The organism is Achromobacter mucicolens, assembly GCF_029866465.1.
Taxonomy (GTDB): Bacteria; Pseudomonadota; Gammaproteobacteria; order Burkholderiales; family Burkholderiaceae_B; genus Achromobacter; species Achromobacter mucicolens.
In genome coordinates this window covers 354470-368677 of the sequence record NZ_CP123364.1, presented here as the reverse complement: position 1 = coordinate 368677, position 14208 = coordinate 354470, and the positions used below count along the sequence as shown (strand labels likewise).

At 67.5% G+C, this 14208-nt stretch carries 15 protein-coding genes; 8 read left to right on the top strand and 7 right to left on the bottom strand.

From position 1 onward, the window contains the following. Nucleotides 1-40: 40 nt before the first annotated feature. From QEP15_RS01690 to apaG, 3 genes are read right to left on the bottom strand one after another with little or no spacing between them, the layout of a single operon-like run. Complete coding sequence (locus QEP15_RS01690) at nucleotides 41-1210, bottom strand: UbiH/UbiF family hydroxylase (protein ID WP_280148364.1); 1170 nt, start codon at nucleotides 1208-1210, stop codon at nucleotides 41-43. Further along, nucleotides 1207-2514: a murein transglycosylase A gene (gene mltA, locus QEP15_RS01685; protein ID WP_063955998.1), complete on the bottom strand. Its 1308-nt coding sequence runs from the start codon at nucleotides 2512-2514 to the stop codon at nucleotides 1207-1209. The genes QEP15_RS01690 and mltA overlap by 4 nt, the downstream gene beginning before the upstream one ends. A 40-nt stretch (nucleotides 2515-2554) precedes the next feature. After that, the gene (apaG, locus tag QEP15_RS01680; protein WP_056319266.1) at nucleotides 2555-2929 is read right to left on the bottom strand and encodes a Co2+/Mg2+ efflux protein ApaG; all 375 of its coding nucleotides are present in this window, start codon (nucleotides 2927-2929) and stop codon (nucleotides 2555-2557) included. A 127-nt stretch (nucleotides 2930-3056) separates the two neighbouring features. Between apaG and rpe the strand changes: the two genes are divergently transcribed. The 6 genes from rpe (at nucleotide 3057) to trpC (ending at nucleotide 8750) form a co-directional block, all read left to right on the top strand. After that, on the top strand, nucleotides 3057-3785 hold the full coding sequence (rpe, locus tag QEP15_RS01675) for a ribulose-phosphate 3-epimerase (RefSeq protein ID WP_056319268.1): 729 nt from the start codon (nucleotides 3057-3059) through the stop codon (nucleotides 3783-3785). Between the two features lie 10 nt (nucleotides 3786-3795). Further along, nucleotides 3796-4503, top strand: coding sequence for a phosphoglycolate phosphatase (locus QEP15_RS01670; protein ID WP_063956000.1), 708 nt, complete (start codon nucleotides 3796-3798; stop codon nucleotides 4501-4503). A 271-nt stretch (nucleotides 4504-4774) separates the two neighbouring features. Then, complete coding sequence (gene trpE, locus QEP15_RS01665; protein WP_056319273.1) at nucleotides 4775-6295, top strand: anthranilate synthase component I; 1521 nt, start codon at nucleotides 4775-4777, stop codon at nucleotides 6293-6295. Between the two features lie 59 nt (nucleotides 6296-6354). Continuing rightward, nucleotides 6355-6921 (top strand): aminodeoxychorismate/anthranilate synthase component II, encoded by a 567-nt coding sequence (locus QEP15_RS01660; protein ID WP_062840098.1) that lies wholly within the window; start codon nucleotides 6355-6357, stop codon nucleotides 6919-6921. Nucleotides 6922-6933: 12 nt separating this feature from the next. After that, nucleotides 6934-7965 carry an anthranilate phosphoribosyltransferase gene (gene trpD / locus QEP15_RS01655; RefSeq protein ID WP_056319277.1) on the top strand — a complete coding sequence of 344 codons (1032 nt, stop codon included), beginning with the start codon at nucleotides 6934-6936 and terminating at the stop codon, nucleotides 7963-7965. Further along, a complete protein-coding gene (gene trpC, locus QEP15_RS01650) occupies nucleotides 7962-8750 on the top strand; it encodes an indole-3-glycerol phosphate synthase TrpC (RefSeq protein WP_062840097.1) in 789 nt (262 codons plus the stop codon). The genes trpD and trpC overlap by 4 nt, the downstream gene beginning before the upstream one ends. A gap of 20 nt (nucleotides 8751-8770) precedes the next feature. Here the strand turns inward: trpC and QEP15_RS01645 are convergent, their stop codons facing one another. Then, complete coding sequence (locus QEP15_RS01645; protein ID WP_280148363.1) at nucleotides 8771-10687, bottom strand: sigma-54-dependent Fis family transcriptional regulator; 1917 nt, start codon at nucleotides 10685-10687, stop codon at nucleotides 8771-8773. A 207-nt stretch (nucleotides 10688-10894) separates the two neighbouring features. On the opposite strand from QEP15_RS01645, the gene adh reads away from it, so the two are divergent. Together adh and QEP15_RS01635 are read left to right on the top strand one after the other, a co-directional pair. Continuing rightward, a complete protein-coding gene (adh, locus tag QEP15_RS01640; protein WP_280148362.1) occupies nucleotides 10895-12424 on the top strand; it encodes an aldehyde dehydrogenase in 1530 nt (509 codons plus the stop codon). Nucleotides 12425-12516: 92 nt separating this feature from the next. After that, nucleotides 12517-12894 (top strand): DUF779 domain-containing protein, encoded by a 378-nt coding sequence (locus QEP15_RS01635; RefSeq protein ID WP_056319287.1) that lies wholly within the window; start codon nucleotides 12517-12519, stop codon nucleotides 12892-12894. Here QEP15_RS01635 and QEP15_RS01630 read toward each other — a convergent pair. The 3 genes from QEP15_RS01630 to QEP15_RS01620 all read right to left on the bottom strand — a co-directional run bounded on the left by QEP15_RS01630 (nucleotide 12891) and on the right by QEP15_RS01620 (nucleotide 14066). After that, on the bottom strand, nucleotides 12891-13070 hold the full coding sequence (locus QEP15_RS01630; RefSeq protein ID WP_279992308.1) for a hypothetical protein: 180 nt from the start codon (nucleotides 13068-13070) through the stop codon (nucleotides 12891-12893). The genes QEP15_RS01635 and QEP15_RS01630 overlap by 4 nt on opposite strands. 70 nt (nucleotides 13071-13140) lie before the next feature. Next, nucleotides 13141-13791, bottom strand: a complete 651-nt coding sequence (locus QEP15_RS01625) for a 2-hydroxychromene-2-carboxylate isomerase (RefSeq protein WP_279992310.1) — start codon at nucleotides 13789-13791, stop codon at nucleotides 13141-13143. Next, nucleotides 13791-14066 carry a DUF2917 domain-containing protein gene (locus QEP15_RS01620; RefSeq protein WP_056319478.1) on the bottom strand — a complete coding sequence of 92 codons (276 nt, stop codon included), beginning with the start codon at nucleotides 14064-14066 and terminating at the stop codon, nucleotides 13791-13793. The genes QEP15_RS01625 and QEP15_RS01620 overlap by 1 nt, the downstream gene beginning before the upstream one ends. Nucleotides 14067-14208: the final 142 nt, after the last annotated feature.

Genomic DNA, 14208 nt, shown 5'->3' with positions numbered 1-14208 from the left:
CCGCAGGTTCCGCCCGGCGCCGCCGCCGGGCCTGGCCGGCCTAGTTGGCGGACGCCCCCGCGATCAGGCGGCGCTTGATCAGCGGCGCGCGCTCGACCCAATGCATGCCGGCGTTGCGCAGCCAGACAAGCGGCGTCGCCTTCGATCCGAAGAGCTTGTGCAACCCGTCCGTGGTCAGCCGCATGGCCAGTACCGGCTCGGCGCGCGCCCGCTGGTAGCGGTGCAGCACGCGCAGGTCGCCGGCCTGGCGGTAGGGTTCACGTCCGGCGACGATGCGGGCCAGCGCCTCGACGTCGCCCAGCCCCAGGTTCAGGCCCTGCCCCGCCAGCGGGTGCAGGCGGTGCGCCGCGTCTCCGGCCAGTGCGATGCCGGGCGCGACCATCTGGGCGCGCTCCAGCGTCAGCGGAAAACCGTGCAGCTTGCTGCGGACCTTCAGGCGGCCGAGCCGCCCTTCGGCGGCCTCGGCCAGCAAGGCTTCCAGGCGGGCGGTTTGCGCTTCCTGGGGCAGTTCCAGCAATTGCTGCGCCAATTCGCTGCGCATGGACCAGACCATGGAAACCTGCGGACCGTCCGCGGTATCGGGCAGCGGCAGCAGGGCCAGCACGCCGTCGTCGCGAAACCATTGGAACGCGGTGCCCTGGTGCGGCAGTTCGGCGTCCAGATGCACAACGAGTCCGGTGTCGTTGTAGGACTGGGCTTCGTGCTTCAGCCCGGCCGCCTCGCGCAGCGGCGAGGCCGCGCCGTCGGCGCCGACGAAGAGCTCGGCCTGAATGCGTGCGCCGCTCTCAGTCTGGACCGCGCCATCCTGGTAGCCGGTGCAGCGGTCTTCCAGCCAGGCGATGCCGAACATGCGCACGGCCTGGATCAGGACGCGCTCGATTTCGCCGGATTCGACGATCCAGGCCAGTTGCGGCAGCGCCGCCTGCCAGGCGTTCAGGTTCACCTGGCCGTCCGCGTCGCCGTGGATCTCCATGGCCTGCACGGGCATCAGGCGGGACGCGGGCATGGCGTCCCACACGCCGATGTCGGCCAGAAAACGCTGGCTGGCAGGCGAGATGGCGTAGACGCGCGGGTGATAGTGGTTGGGATCGGCCGGCGGCACGGCGGCGCGCGGCGCCAGCACGGCCACGCGCTGGCCGCGGCGGGCCAGCGCCAGGGCGGTGGACAGGCCGACGATGCCGGCCCCGCAAACTACGATCTGATGGCTCATCGTGCGGAAGGCTCCCCGGCCTGTTTGGGCCACAGCAGCCACATCTGGCCGCGTTGCTTCATGCGGCCGGCCTGCTGCCCGGCTTCTTCGCCGTAACCCCAGTAGAAGTCGGCGCGCGCCGCGCCCCGGATGGCCGTGCCCGTGTCCTGGGCGAACACCAGGCGCTGCAGGGGCCGGTCGGAGGCCGGATAGGTGGTGGACAGAAAGAGCGGCGTGCCCAGCGGCACGAAGGTGGCGTCCACCGCCACCGAGCGCCGCGGCGCCAGCGGAATGGCGTACGCGCCCTTGGGGCCTTGCTCGGGATCGATCACCGCCTCTTCGCGGAAGAACACCACCGCCGGGTTGGCGTTAAGCATTTCAGGCACGCGCTTGGGATTGCGCTGCGCCCACGCCCGGATGTTCTGCATCGACGCCTGGTCGGCGGTCAGTTCGCCGCGTTCGATCAGCCAGCGGCCGATGGACACGTAGGGCTGGCCATTGTGGTCGGCGTAGGCGACGCGGATGGTCTTGCCGGCATCCGGGCCGTCCGTCAGCTGCACGCGGCCGGAGCCCTGGACCTGCAGGAAGAAGTTGTCCACGGGGTCGTCGACCCACACCACCACCGGTGGGCGGCGGCCGGAAGACGATTCGATGGCGGCGCGGGTGTCGTAGGGCACGACGCGCTTGCCGTCGAGCTTGCCGCGCACGCGCTTGCCGGCCAGGTCCGGATAGACCGACCCCAGGTCGATCGTCAGCAGGTCGGCGGGCACCGCGTACAGCGGCCACTGGTAGACGCCGCCCTGACGGCGCGAGCCGCGCACCAGCGGCTCGTAGTAACCCGTCACCGTGTTCGTGGCGGGCTTGCCGTCGGCGGCGTTCAGGCGCCAGGGTTGCAGGTAGGTCTGCAGAAAGCGGCGCACGCCTTCGCCATCGCCCGCAGCGGGCGCGCGGGCCGGATCGATGGCAGCGGCGCAAACCGGCTGCCAGGCGCGCGGCGTGGCGCGCGCGGGCGCGGCCAGGTTGCCGCTGGTGGGCCGCATCAGGCCCTTGCAGTTGCGCAGGAAAAGGGGCCAGAACTGGTTCAGGTCGTCGGCGCTCCAGCCGGGCAGCTCGGACCAGTTGGCCGGTTTGAGCTTGCCGGCCAGCGCGCGCGGCGGGGAATCGGGCAGCGAGGCCAGCGGCGGCACCACGAGCGGACCGTCGGTCACCGCCGGAACGCGCGCGCCGGGGGTGGCGGGCTGGCCGGATTCAGGGGGGATATCCGAAGGGGTGGAACATGCCGCCAGAAGGACCGACAGCACGGACAGGCTAAGAATGCGCTTCATGAGCTAATGGAAAGACGTGCAACGGATGGCCGGGCCATGCTCAGTGCAAGGTGCGCGGCATGGCCAGGACGAATTCGGAGATCGGCACTTCGAACGGGATGCCGTTCTCGCCGACGCAGTGGTAGATGCCGCGCATCGTGCCCACCGGCGTGGGCAGGGGACAGCCGCTGGTGTACTCGAAGGTCTCGCCCGGGGCCAGGAGGGGCTGCTGCCCCACGATGCCCAGGCCGCGCACTTCCTGCACGCGCTGGTTGCCGTCGGTGATGATCCAGTGGCGGCTGATCACCTGCGCGGGGTGTTCGCCGGTATTGGTGATGCGGACGGTGTAGGCAAACACGAATTGCTGTTCGCCGGGGTCGGACTGTTCGGGCACGAAGCGCGGAGAGACAGAGACGCTCAGGTCGTAAGGTTTCACAGTCCTTCCCTGTGTGGCTGCACGCGGGCGGCGCAACGTCGGCGCCCACGCTTGAAAGACGGAATTTCAGACGCGCCGGAACGGGGCATACCCGCTGCGGCGCCTCAAACTGCAATAATGGCACATTATGCCCTCCCCGACCCCGAACATCATGTCCAAGCAAACGGCCTGCACCCGCATTACTCCCAGCATCCTGTCGGCTGACTTCGCCCGGCTGGGCGAAGAAGTCCGCAACGTCGTCGCCGCCGGCGCCGACTGGATCCACGTGGACGTGATGGACAACCACTATGTCCCCAACCTGACCATCGGCCCGATGGTCTGTGCGGCCATCCGCCCCCATGTCCAGGTGCCGATCGACGTGCACCTCATGGTCGAACCGGTGGACGCGCTGGTGCCGCAATTTGCCAAGGCCGGCGCCGACTACATCAGCTTTCACCCCGACGCGAGCGCCCACGTGGACCGCACGCTGTCGCTGATCCGCGAAAGCGGCTGCAAGGCGGGCCTGGTCTTCAACCCGGCCACGCCGCTGTCCTACATGGACTACGTGATGGACAAGATCGACTTGGTCCTGATCATGTCGGTGAACCCGGGCTTCGGCGGCCAGAGCTTCATTCCGGCGGCGCTGACCAAGCTGCGCGAGGCCCGCGCCCGCATTGACGCCTGGATGCAGGCCGGCGGCCAGGAGATCGTTCTGCAGGTGGACGGCGGCGTCAAGATCGACAACATCGCCGAGATCCGCGCCGCGGGCGCCGACACCTTCGTGGCGGGCTCGGCCATCTTCGGCAAGCCGGATTACGCCGGCATCATCAAGGCCATGCGCGAGCAGATCGCCATCGGCGAAACCACCGCCGTCTAAGGAAATCGACATGACCGCTTTTCGCGCCGCGCTGCTGGACCTGGACGGCACCCTGCTCGACTCCATTCCCGATCTTGCCTTCGCCGCCAACGCCATGCGCGTCGAACTTGGCATGATCGCGCTGCGCGAGGACGTGGTGGCCACGTTCGTAGGCAAGGGCGTGGACAACCTGGTGCGGCGCAGCCTGGCCGGTTCGCTTGATGCCGCCGACCCGGCGCCCGACGAATTCCAGCGCGCCCGCGAGGCCTTCTACCGCCATTACCACCTGGTCAACGGCGAGCGGGCGCAGGTCTACCCGGGCGTCATCGACGGGTTGAAACTGATGCGCGATCAGGGCCTGAAGCTGGCCGTGGTCACCAACAAGCCCACGGAATTCACCCTGCCGCTGCTGCAGCGCACGGGGCTGGCGGGCTTTTTCGAGGCCGTGGTGTGCGGCGACACCTGCGAGCGCCGCAAGCCCGACCCCGACCAGATCCACCATGCGTGCGACCTGATGGGCGTGGGCGTGAACGAGGCCGTGACGATCGGCGATTCGATCAACGACGCGCAGGCGGGCCGTAGCGCGGGCACGCAGGTGCTGGTGGTGCCGTACGGCTACAACGAAGGACGTGACGTGCGCGAGTTGGATGTCGATGGTATAGTTGACACGCTTGTTGACGCCGCCCAGTGGGTCGCGCTCTGGAATCAGAACCAGAACGCCGCTAAAGTCCCAGCCTGAAGCGCGTCGCAACCCAAGCACGAATTCACTACCGCGTACTCATACCGAACCGCTAAATGAACGTCTCCATCCAGAACCAAATGCTCGGCGCCTCGTGGCGTTGGTGGCGTTTGTCTTCCGGGTGGCGATGATTCCCTTCCCGGCCCTAGACGCGACCTTGCCGCCTAGCGCCGACACTGTGTAAACAGAGCCCAACCCGGAACCAGTCAACTGGACCGGGTTTTTTGTTGCGTGCCCGGTCCGAAAGCAGACACCGCTTACGAGACCCGACATGACCGAAATCGAATTCAAGGCCCTTGCGGCACAAGGCTACAACCGCATTCCGCTGGTGGCCGAGACCTACGCCGACCTGGACACGCCGCTGGGCATCTACCTGAAGCTGGCGCACGCCGGCCCCCTGGCCGGCCGCATGACCTGCCTGATGGAATCCGTGGTGGGCGGCGAGCGCTTCGGCCGCTATTCGTTCATCGGCCTGCCGGCGCGCACCGTGATCCGCGCCAGCGGCACGCGCACCGAGGTGCTGCACGACGGCAAGGTCGCCGAAACCCACGACGGCGATCCGCTGGCGTTCATCGAGCAATACCAGAGCCGCTTCAAGGTCGCGCTGCGCCCCGGCATGCCGCGCTTTTGCGGCGGCCTGGCCGGTTACTTCGGCTACGACACCGTGCGTCACATCGAGCCCTGCCTGGGGCCCGCGGTCAAGCCGTTCCCGGCGGGCATGGAAGGCGGCACGCCCGACCTGATGCTGATGCACGTGGACGAACTGGTCATCGTCGACAACCTGGCCGGCCGCATCTACCTGATGGTCTACGCCGACCCCAGCCAGCCCGAAGCCTACAGCCGCGCGCAGCAGCGCCTGACCGACCTGCGCGCGCGCCTGCGACGCCCCGTGGAAATCCCGTATAGCCACGCCAGCATGCAGACCGAGGAACGGCGCGATTTCAAGAAAGAGGACTACCTGGCGGCCGTCCTGCGCGCCAAGGAACATATCGCCGCCGGCGACCTGATGCAGGTCCAGATCGGCCAGGTCATCGCCAAGCCCTTCCGCGACTCCCCGCTTTCCCTCTACCGCGCCCTGCGGTCGCTCAACCCCTCCCCCTACATGTACTTCTGGAACTTCGGCGACTTCCAGGTCGTGGGCGCGTCGCCCGAGATCCTGGTGCGCCAGGAGCGCACGGTGGAAAACGGCGAACCGAAGTCGCAGATCACGATTCGTCCGCTGGCGGGCACGCGCAAGCGCGGCGGCACCCCGGAAGAAGATGCGGCGCTGGCGGCCGAACTGCGCGCCGACCCGAAGGAGATCGCCGAACACGTCATGCTGATCGACCTGGCGCGCAACGACGTGGGCCGCGTCGCGCAGGTGGGTTCGGTGAAGGTCAGCGACACCATGGTGATCGAGCGTTACTCGCACGTAATGCACCTGGTGTCCAACGTGACCGGCACCCTTAATCCTGGCATGAGCAGCATGGACGTGCTGCGCGCCTCGTTCCCGGCCGGCACGCTGACCGGCGCGCCGAAGGTCGAGGCCATGAAGATCATCGACGAACTGGAACCCGTGCGCCGCGGCATCTACGGCGGCGCGGCCGGCTACCTGAGCTACGGCGGCGAGATGGACGTGGCGATTGCCATCCGCACCGGCGTCATCAAGGACGGCACGCTGTACGTGCAGGCCGCCGCCGGCATCGTGGCCGATTCGAACCCCGAAGCCGAATGGGCCGAGACGGAAGCCAAGGCGCGCGCGGTGCTGCGCGCCGCCGAGCAGGTGCAGCACGGCCTGGACGAACCCATCTGAGCCCTCCCGGCCGAACCGATTTACCGCCCGGGCCGCAAGGCGGCCCCGAGGAGAAAAAAATGCTGTTGATGATCGACAACTACGATTCCTTTACCTACAACCTGGTGCAGTACTTTGGCGAACTGGGCGTGGACGTGCGCGTGGCGCGCAACGACCAGATCACGCTGGAAGAGGTTGCCGCGCTGAACCCCGACCAGATCTGCGTGTCGCCCGGCCCTTGCTCGCCGGCCGAGGCGGGTATCTCGGTGCCGCTGATCCAGGCCTATGCCGGCAAGAAGCCCATTCTGGGCGTGTGCCTGGGCCACCAGGCCATCGGCGCGGCCTTTGGCGGCAACATCGTGCGCGCGCAGCAGATCATGCACGGCAAGACGATTCAGCTTTCGCACACGGGCACCGACATCTTCCAGGGCCTGCCGACGCCGTACACTGTCATCCGCTACAACTCGCTGACGATTGACCCGGCCACGCTGCCGGACTGCCTGGCTGTCACCGCCACGGCGCCGGACGGCGACATCATGGGCGTGCGGCACAAGACGCTGCCGCTGTACGGGGTACAGTTCCACCCCGAATCCGTACTGAGCGAGCACGGCCACGCCCTGCTGCGCAATTTCCTGAACCTCGCCTAAGAAGGACGCACCGTGACGATTTCCCCCACCGAAGCGCTGACGCGCTGCATCGAACACCGCGAAATTTTCCACGACGAAATGCTGCATCTGATGCGCATGCTGATGCGCGGCGAGATGTCGCCGCAGATCGCCAGCGCGCTGCTGATGGGCCTGCGCGTCAAGAAGGAAACCATTGGCGAGATCACCGCGGCGGCGCAGGTCATGCGCGAATTCGCCACGCCCGTGGTCACGCCCAATCCGAACGACCTGCTGGACATGTGCGGCACGGGCGGCGACGGCAGCCACACGTTCAACATTTCCACGACCGCGATGTTCGTCGCGGCCGCGGCCGGCGTGCCGATTGCCAAGCACGGCAACCGCAGCGCCTCGTCGTCCAGCGGCAGCGCCGACGTGCTGGAGGCCTTGGGCGCCAACCTGGTACTGACCCCGGAACAGGTGGCCGAATGCATCCAGCAGACCGGCATTGGCTTCATGTTTGCCCCCGCCCACCACGGTGCGATGAAGAACGTGGCCGCCGTCCGCAAGGAACTGGGCGTGCGCACGATCTTCAACATCCTGGGCCCGCTGACCAACCCGGCCGGCGCCGCCAATCAGCTGATGGGCGTGTTCCACCCTGACCTCGTGGGTATCCAGGTCCGCGTGCTGGAACGCCTGGGCTCGCGTCATGTGCTGGTCGTGCACGGCAAGGACGGCATGGACGAGGCCTCGCTGGGCGGGGCCACGATGGTCGGCGAACTGAAGGACGGCGTGGTCCGTGAATACGAGATCCACCCCGAGGACTACGGGCTATCCATGATGTCCAACCGGAGCATCAAGGTGTCCAATCGCGAGCAGTCGCGCGAGCTTGTCATAGAGGCGCTGGAAAATGTCGAGGGCGCGGCCCGTGACATCGTGGCCCTGAACGCCGGGCTCGCCATCTATGCCGGCAACAAAGCCGATTCCATTCCCGAAGCCTTAGCGCTAGCATTTGAACTAATTTCCACCGGCGCGGCGCGAGCCAAGCTGGAAGAATTCTGCGCATACACCCGGACATTCCAGAAATGAACGATATTCTTGCGAAGATCCTCGCCGTCAAGGCCGAGGAAGTCGCCGCCGCCCGCCAGATGCGCAGCGAAGCCGAAGTCCTGCGCGAAGCGCAGGCGCGCCAGGACGTGCGCGGTTTCGCTCAAGCCATCGAAGACAAGATTTCGCAGGGCAAGGCCGGCGTCATCGCTGAAATCAAGAAAGCCTCGCCCTCCAAGGGCGTCATCCGCGAGGGCTTCGCGCCCGCCGAGATCGCGGCCACCTACGCCGTGCATGGCGCGGCCTGCCTGTCCGTGCTGACGGACGTGCAGTTCTTCCAGGGTTCGCACGACCACCTGCGCCAGGCGCGAGCCGCGTGCGCGCTGCCCGTGCTGCGCAAGGACTTCGTGATCGACCCCTACCAGATCGTCGCCGCGCGCGCGATGGGCGCCGACTGCGTGCTGCTGATCGTGGCCGCCCTTACGCCCTCGCAATTGCGCGATTACGAAACGCTGGCCATCGAACTGGGCATGGACGTGCTGGTTGAAGTGCATGACGCGCAGGAGCTGGACGTTGCGCTCACGCTCAAGACGCCGCTTCTGGGCATCAACAACCGCAACCTGCGCACGTTCGAGACCAGCCTGCAGACCACGCTGGACCTGCTGCCGCGCATCCCCGCCGGCAAGCGCGTCGTGACCGAAAGCGGCATCCTCAAGCCGGAAGACGTGAAGCTGATGCGCGACCACAAGGTCGATGCCTTTCTGGTGGGCGAAGCGTTCATGCGCGCCAAGGACCCGGGCGCCGAGCTGGCGCGTCTGATCGGGTAAAGGCAGGGCGCTGGCAGCGGTTATTTCGGCCGCGCCAGCCCCAATGCGGAAGCGCGCCGGTACACCGTGCTGCGGTGCACGCCCAGCGCGCGCGCCGCGCGGCTGACGCTGCCGCCGTGCGCCTCAAGGGCGCTGCGGATAACGGCATCGGTCATGGCGTGCAGGTCGGCGGCCGCACCGGCCGGCGCGGGCGTTGACGTTGCGGCGCCCGGCGCGGGTATCTCCCGCTTCGCCGCGCTCGCTGCACCGCGCAATTCCGCTGGCAGCATGTCGGCATCCACCCTGCCCGCCGGCCCGGCCAGCACATGCAGGGTGCGCAGCACCGACGCCAGTTGACGGTAGTTGCCCGGCCACGAATACGCCGCGAGGACGGCTTCGATGGCAGGCGGCAGCGCCGGACCCGCACCCTGCGCGGCCCACAGGTCGCGCAGCAATTCCAGGCGGTCGGCCCGCGCGCGCAAGGGCTCCAGCGTGACGGTGTATTCGGCGATGCGAAAGTACAGGTCGGGCCGCACCGGCGCGTCCGGACCTTCATGCGCAAGTGGCCGATGCGTCGCGCACACCAGCGTGAAATCCACCGGCACGGGCCGCGCCGCGCCCAAGGGCGAGACCTCGCGCGTCTGCAGCACGCGCAACAGGCGCGATTGCAGAAGGAGCGGCATGTCGCCGATCTCGTCCAGGAACAGCACGCCGCCATGCGCCTGCCGCAACAGGCCCTTGCTGCCCTGGCGGCGCGCACCGGTGAAGGCGCCTTCTTCGTAGCCGAAGAGTTCCGATTCGATCAGGCTCTCGGGCAGGGCGGCGCAGTTCACCGCCACGAAGGGACCGGCGGCCCGCTGGCCGCGCGCATGGATCTGCCGCGCGAACACTTCCTTGCCCACGCCGGTTTCGCCCTGCAGCAGAATCGACACGCCCGCGTCCGCCAGGTGCACGGCGCGCGCCAGGGCCCCTAGCGTGGCGGCGTCAAAGCTGGGCGCGGGCGTCTTGGCGGCGGCGCCGGGCGCACGCAGCGCCGGGGTGGCGGGGGGTTGCGGCGGGCGCGTGCGCGGCATGCGCAGGCGCGCGTGATAGACCGCGCCAGTCCGCGTGTGCACGCGGCCCGCGGCATCCGGGCCACGTCCGATATCGCCGTCGAACACATCCGCGTAGCGGTACACGCCTAGCGCAGTGGCCGCCAGCCCCAGCGCATGCAGCGCACGGCGGTTGGCGCCGACCAGCAGGTCGCCCTGAAATGCGAGCAGCGCTTCGCCGGGCTGACCCAGCCCCGCGAGGTCGGCATGCAGGCGCAGCACCGTGCATTGTTCATAGGCGCCTTCGAACAGCTGGTGTTCGATGCGATCCACCGCCCCGCGCACCAGCGCCAGCACATCCGGACGCACGTCGCGGGCCTGGCTGGACAGATCCAGCACGCCCACGGTGCGGCCTTCGCTGTCCGTGATGGGCACGGCCGCGCAGGTCAGGATGCGATTGGGTTCGAAATAGTGTTCCGCGCCATGCACGGCAATGGGACGGCCTTCGACGAGCGCGGTGCCGATGGCGTTGGTGCCGGCGGCGGCCTCGTCCCAGGGCGCGCCCGGCATCAGGGCCACGCGCGAGGCGCGATGCGCAAAGCCCGTGTCGCCGTCCGAGTCCAGCACCAGGCCCTGCGCGTCCGACAGGATGACCAGGTTGCCGCTGCCGCCCGCCTGGTGGCGCAAATAAGCGATGGCGGGTTCGGACATGCGGCGCAGCGCTTCGTTTCTCTGCTGGGCTTCGCGCAGTTCACCCTGCGTCATGAGTTCGGCGCGGCGCACGCCGCGCATGTCAAAGCCCAGGTCGGCGCAGCGGCGCCAGGAACGCAGGATCGGTTCGGCAACCATGCCGCCCGGCACTGCGCCCTGCTGGTTAAAGAGCAGCCGTGCCTGCGTCAGCGTCTGCCGACGGGAGTGAGAGGCCATGTATGTCTCCTGGGAGCGGCGTTCTGCGACGCCTGTGCTGCGACACCTGTTTCGCGACAACGTCGCAGATTGCGACACTGAAAGCGGAAAAACTACTTTCGCACGCGTGGGGCGGGCTGTCCAGCCGGGATGCCCCGACTGGCATGCGTTTTGCTTGATGCAGGACAGGCAGCCCACTGCCGCCATCCCAACGATACGGAGACAAGCATGGACATCGCGACCCGCGTTACCCCGCAGACCTATGGCACCCGCCTGGACCTCAGGACGCAGTACGACAATTTCATCGACGGCAAATGGCAGTCGCCCGCGGATGGCGAATACTTCGACAACGTCACCCCGGTCACGGGCGAGACGCTGACCCGCCACGCGCGCTCGAAAGAGCGCGACATCGAACTGGCGCTGGACGCCGCGCACCGCGCCGCGCCCAAATGGGGTGCGACCCCGGCCGCCGAGCGCGCCCGCATGCTCATGAAGATCGCGGACGTGATGGAAGCCAATCTGGAACGCCTGGCCACGGCGGAAACCTGGGACAACGGCAAGCCCATCCGCGAGGCCCGCGCGGCCGACATTCCCCTGGCCATCGACCACTTCCGCTACTTTGCCTCGTGCATCCGCAGCCAGGAAGGCGGGCTGTCCGAGATCGATCAAGACACGGTGGCCTACCACTTCAACGAACCGCTGGGCGTGGTCGGACAGATCATCCCGTGGAACTTCCCCATCCTGATGGCCGCCTGGAAGCTTGCACCCGCGCTGGCGGCGGGCAATTGCGTGGTGTTGAAACCCGCCGAACAGACGCCGCTGGGCATCCTGCTGCTGATGGAACTGATCGGTGACATCCTGCCCCCGGGCGTCGTGAACGTGGTGACCGGCTTCGGCCTGGAAGCCGGCAAACCGCTTGCCTCAAGCAAGCGCATCGCCAAGATCGCCTTCACCGGCGAAACCACCACCGGCCGCCTCATCATGCAGTACGCGTCGCAGAACATCATTCCGGTCACGCTGGAACTGGGCGGCAAGTCGCCCAACATCTTCTTTGCCGACGTGGCCGCGCAGGACGATGACTTCCTGGACAAGGCGATCGAGGGCTTTGTCATGTTCGCGCTGAACCAGGGCGAAGTGTGCACGTGCCCCAGCCGCGCGCTGATCCAGGAATCGCTCTACGACAAGTTCATGGAACGCGCGCTGAAGCGCGTGGCCGAGATCAAGCAGGGCAACCCGCTGGACGCCGACACCATGATCGGCGCGCAGGCCTCCACCGAACAGCTCGAGAAGATCCTTTCGTACCTGGACATCGGCAAGCAGGAAGGCGCGGACGTGCTGGCCGGGGGCTCGCGGACGCAGATGCAGGGCGCGCTGGAAAGCGGCTATTACGTGCAGCCCACGGTGTTCAAGGGCCACAACAAGATGCGCGTGTTCCAGGAAGAAATCTTCGGGCCGGTCGTGGCGGTCACCACATTCAAGGACGCGGACGACGCGCTGGCGCTGGCGAACGACACGCTCTATGGCCTGGGCGCCGGCGTGTGGTCGCGCGACGCCAACACGTGCTACCGCATGGGCCGCGCGATCAAGGCGGGCCGGGTGTGGACCAACTGCTATCACGCCTATCCGGCGCACGCGGCATTTGGCGGCTACAAGCAATCGGGCATCGGACGCGAGAACCACAAGATGATGCTCAACCACTACCAGCAGACGAAGAACCTGCTGGTGAGCTATTCGCCCAAGAAGCTGGGGTTCTTCTGATCCGCCAAGCTTGATTCGCCAACCCCGGGCCGCTTGCCGCGGCCTGTCCTGCGCGCCGGGCCTGCCCCGGCGCGCCTGCAAGGAATCCAGCCATGGCAGAGCACACGCCACGCGTGGTGGCGACCGACGAGGCGCGCCACCTGATCGACACCCTGCGGGCCAAGCACGGCCCGCTGATGTTCCACCAGTCCGGCGGCTGCTGCGACGGCAGCTCGCCCATGTGCTATCCGCAAGGCGAGTTCATGGTCGGCGGCTCGGACGTCCTGTTGGGCGACCTGGAAGGGTGCCCGTTCTGGATCGGCGAGGACCAGTTCGCGTACTGGGAGCACACCCAGCTGGTCATCGATGCCGTGCCGGGACGCGGCGGCGCCTTTTCGCTGGACAGCGCCGAGGGCAAGCGGTTTCTGTTGCGCTCACGGCTCTATTCCGATGAAGAGTGGGCCAACGTCGGACCGGTGACCAAGGGCTAGCGCAGCTTGCCACGGCCACGGCCGCTGCCGCTGGGCAGGGTGTCGTCCTGCACCGCGGCCCGGTCGGCCTGTTTCCACTGAAAGGACACCCGCCGGATGCGGGCGGCGCGAAATTGCGTGAACGAGCGGCCGCCCGGCATGGGCGCGCCACGATAGGCGCTGCTTGCGTTTTTCATTGCTGATGAAGCGTTGACGAGAAATCTTGCGGTGCGTGGATGACGGCCGTGGCGGAACGGAGCGCCTGCCCTAGCGAGGCTGCCGCGGCGACCAGGCGCTGGCGGGCGCGGTGCGGCGGGTCCATTCCAGCGCATCTTCCAGACGGTCGTTGCCCCAGAACATTTCGCCCTCCACGAAGAAGGTGGGCGCGCCGAACAGTCCCAGGTTGCGCGCGCGGTCCACGCGCTTGCGCAGCGCCTCCTTGGCGCCTTCGGTCTTGGCGCGGGCGATGAGCGCGTCGGCATCCATCGACAGGCCCGAGAGCAGCTCGTGCACCACGTCCTCGGCCTGGATATCCAGGTCGTGCTGGAAGTTCGCCCGGAACACCGCCACGCAGAAATCGCGGCCCCACGGCTCGTCCTCGCCCAAGAGCGCGATGCGCGCCGGCAGCACGCTCATGCGCGGGAACATGCGCGGCCGGTTGTAGACCACGCCGTACTTGTCGGCCAGCCGCGCAATGTCGCGCATCATGTACGCGCCCTTGCCGGGGAACAACCGGAACGGCGTGTCGTTCCAGCCCTGCGCCTGAAAGATCGGCCCCAAGAGGAAAGGCCGCAGATCGACCTGCACGCCCGCTTCCCGCGCCAGCGCATCGATGCGCTCGATTGCCAGATAGCTGTAGGGGCTGGCGAAATCGAACCACATTTCGATCCGGGGCGTATCGGGCAAGGACGCGGTCATCACAGGAACTCCAGTTGGCCTGCATGGCAAGGCGAAGCGGCGGCACACTGCACCTGCCGCCCCCCCAGGGAAAGTAGCGCGACCTGCGCATCCGGCAGGCCGCTGATGACGACGTCGCGATCGCTATCCACGGTCAGGGTCTGGCCCGCTTGAAGCACACTGTCGTCGAAGCGGCGGTATTCGGATATCCACAAGGCGCCGGCGTGACACACGATGCGAACGCCCGAGGCGCGCTTGAGCAGCATAGTCGAGCCGCCGGCCAAACGGAATGACATTCCCGCAGTGCAACATAACTGGATCATGGCGTACCTCCTGGCCGCGGCAGCGGCTATCGCGGCGGTCGGCCGGGATTTTGTCCCGGCCACCCAACGTCTGAGTCATATTGGACGCCCCGGCGTACTATTGCTCAAGCGACAT

Excerpts from the sequence above, each read along its gene's own strand:
- mltA (WP_063955998.1), bottom strand. The coding sequence starts at position 2,514 with ATGAAGCGCATTCTTAGCCTGTCCGTGCTGTCGGTCCTTCTGGCGGCA.
- QEP15_RS01635 (WP_056319287.1), top strand. The coding sequence starts at position 12,517 with ATGGCAGAGCACACGCCACGCGTGGTGGCGACCGACGAGGCGCGCCAC.
- QEP15_RS01660 (WP_062840098.1), top strand. The coding sequence starts at position 6,355 with ATGCTGTTGATGATCGACAACTACGATTCCTTTACCTACAACCTGGTG.
- QEP15_RS01670 (WP_063956000.1), top strand. The coding sequence starts at position 3,796 with ATGACCGCTTTTCGCGCCGCGCTGCTGGACCTGGACGGCACCCTGCTC.
- trpC (WP_062840097.1), top strand. The coding sequence starts at position 7,962 with ATGAACGATATTCTTGCGAAGATCCTCGCCGTCAAGGCCGAGGAAGTC.
- rpe (WP_056319268.1), top strand. The coding sequence starts at position 3,057 with ATGCCCTCCCCGACCCCGAACATCATGTCCAAGCAAACGGCCTGCACC.
- QEP15_RS01620 (WP_056319478.1), bottom strand. The coding sequence starts at position 14,066 with ATGTCATTCCGTTTGGCCGGCGGCTCGACTATGCTGCTCAAGCGCGCC.
- QEP15_RS01690 (WP_280148364.1), bottom strand. The coding sequence starts at position 1,210 with ATGAGCCATCAGATCGTAGTTTGCGGGGCCGGCATCGTCGGCCTGTCC.
- adh (WP_280148362.1), top strand. The coding sequence starts at position 10,895 with ATGGACATCGCGACCCGCGTTACCCCGCAGACCTATGGCACCCGCCTG.
- QEP15_RS01630 (WP_279992308.1), bottom strand. The coding sequence starts at position 13,070 with ATGAAAAACGCAAGCAGCGCCTATCGTGGCGCGCCCATGCCGGGCGGC.
- QEP15_RS01645 (WP_280148363.1), bottom strand. The coding sequence starts at position 10,687 with ATGGCCTCTCACTCCCGTCGGCAGACGCTGACGCAGGCACGGCTGCTC.
- trpE (WP_056319273.1), top strand. The coding sequence starts at position 4,775 with ATGACCGAAATCGAATTCAAGGCCCTTGCGGCACAAGGCTACAACCGC.
- QEP15_RS01625 (WP_279992310.1), bottom strand. The coding sequence starts at position 13,791 with ATGACCGCGTCCTTGCCCGATACGCCCCGGATCGAAATGTGGTTCGAT.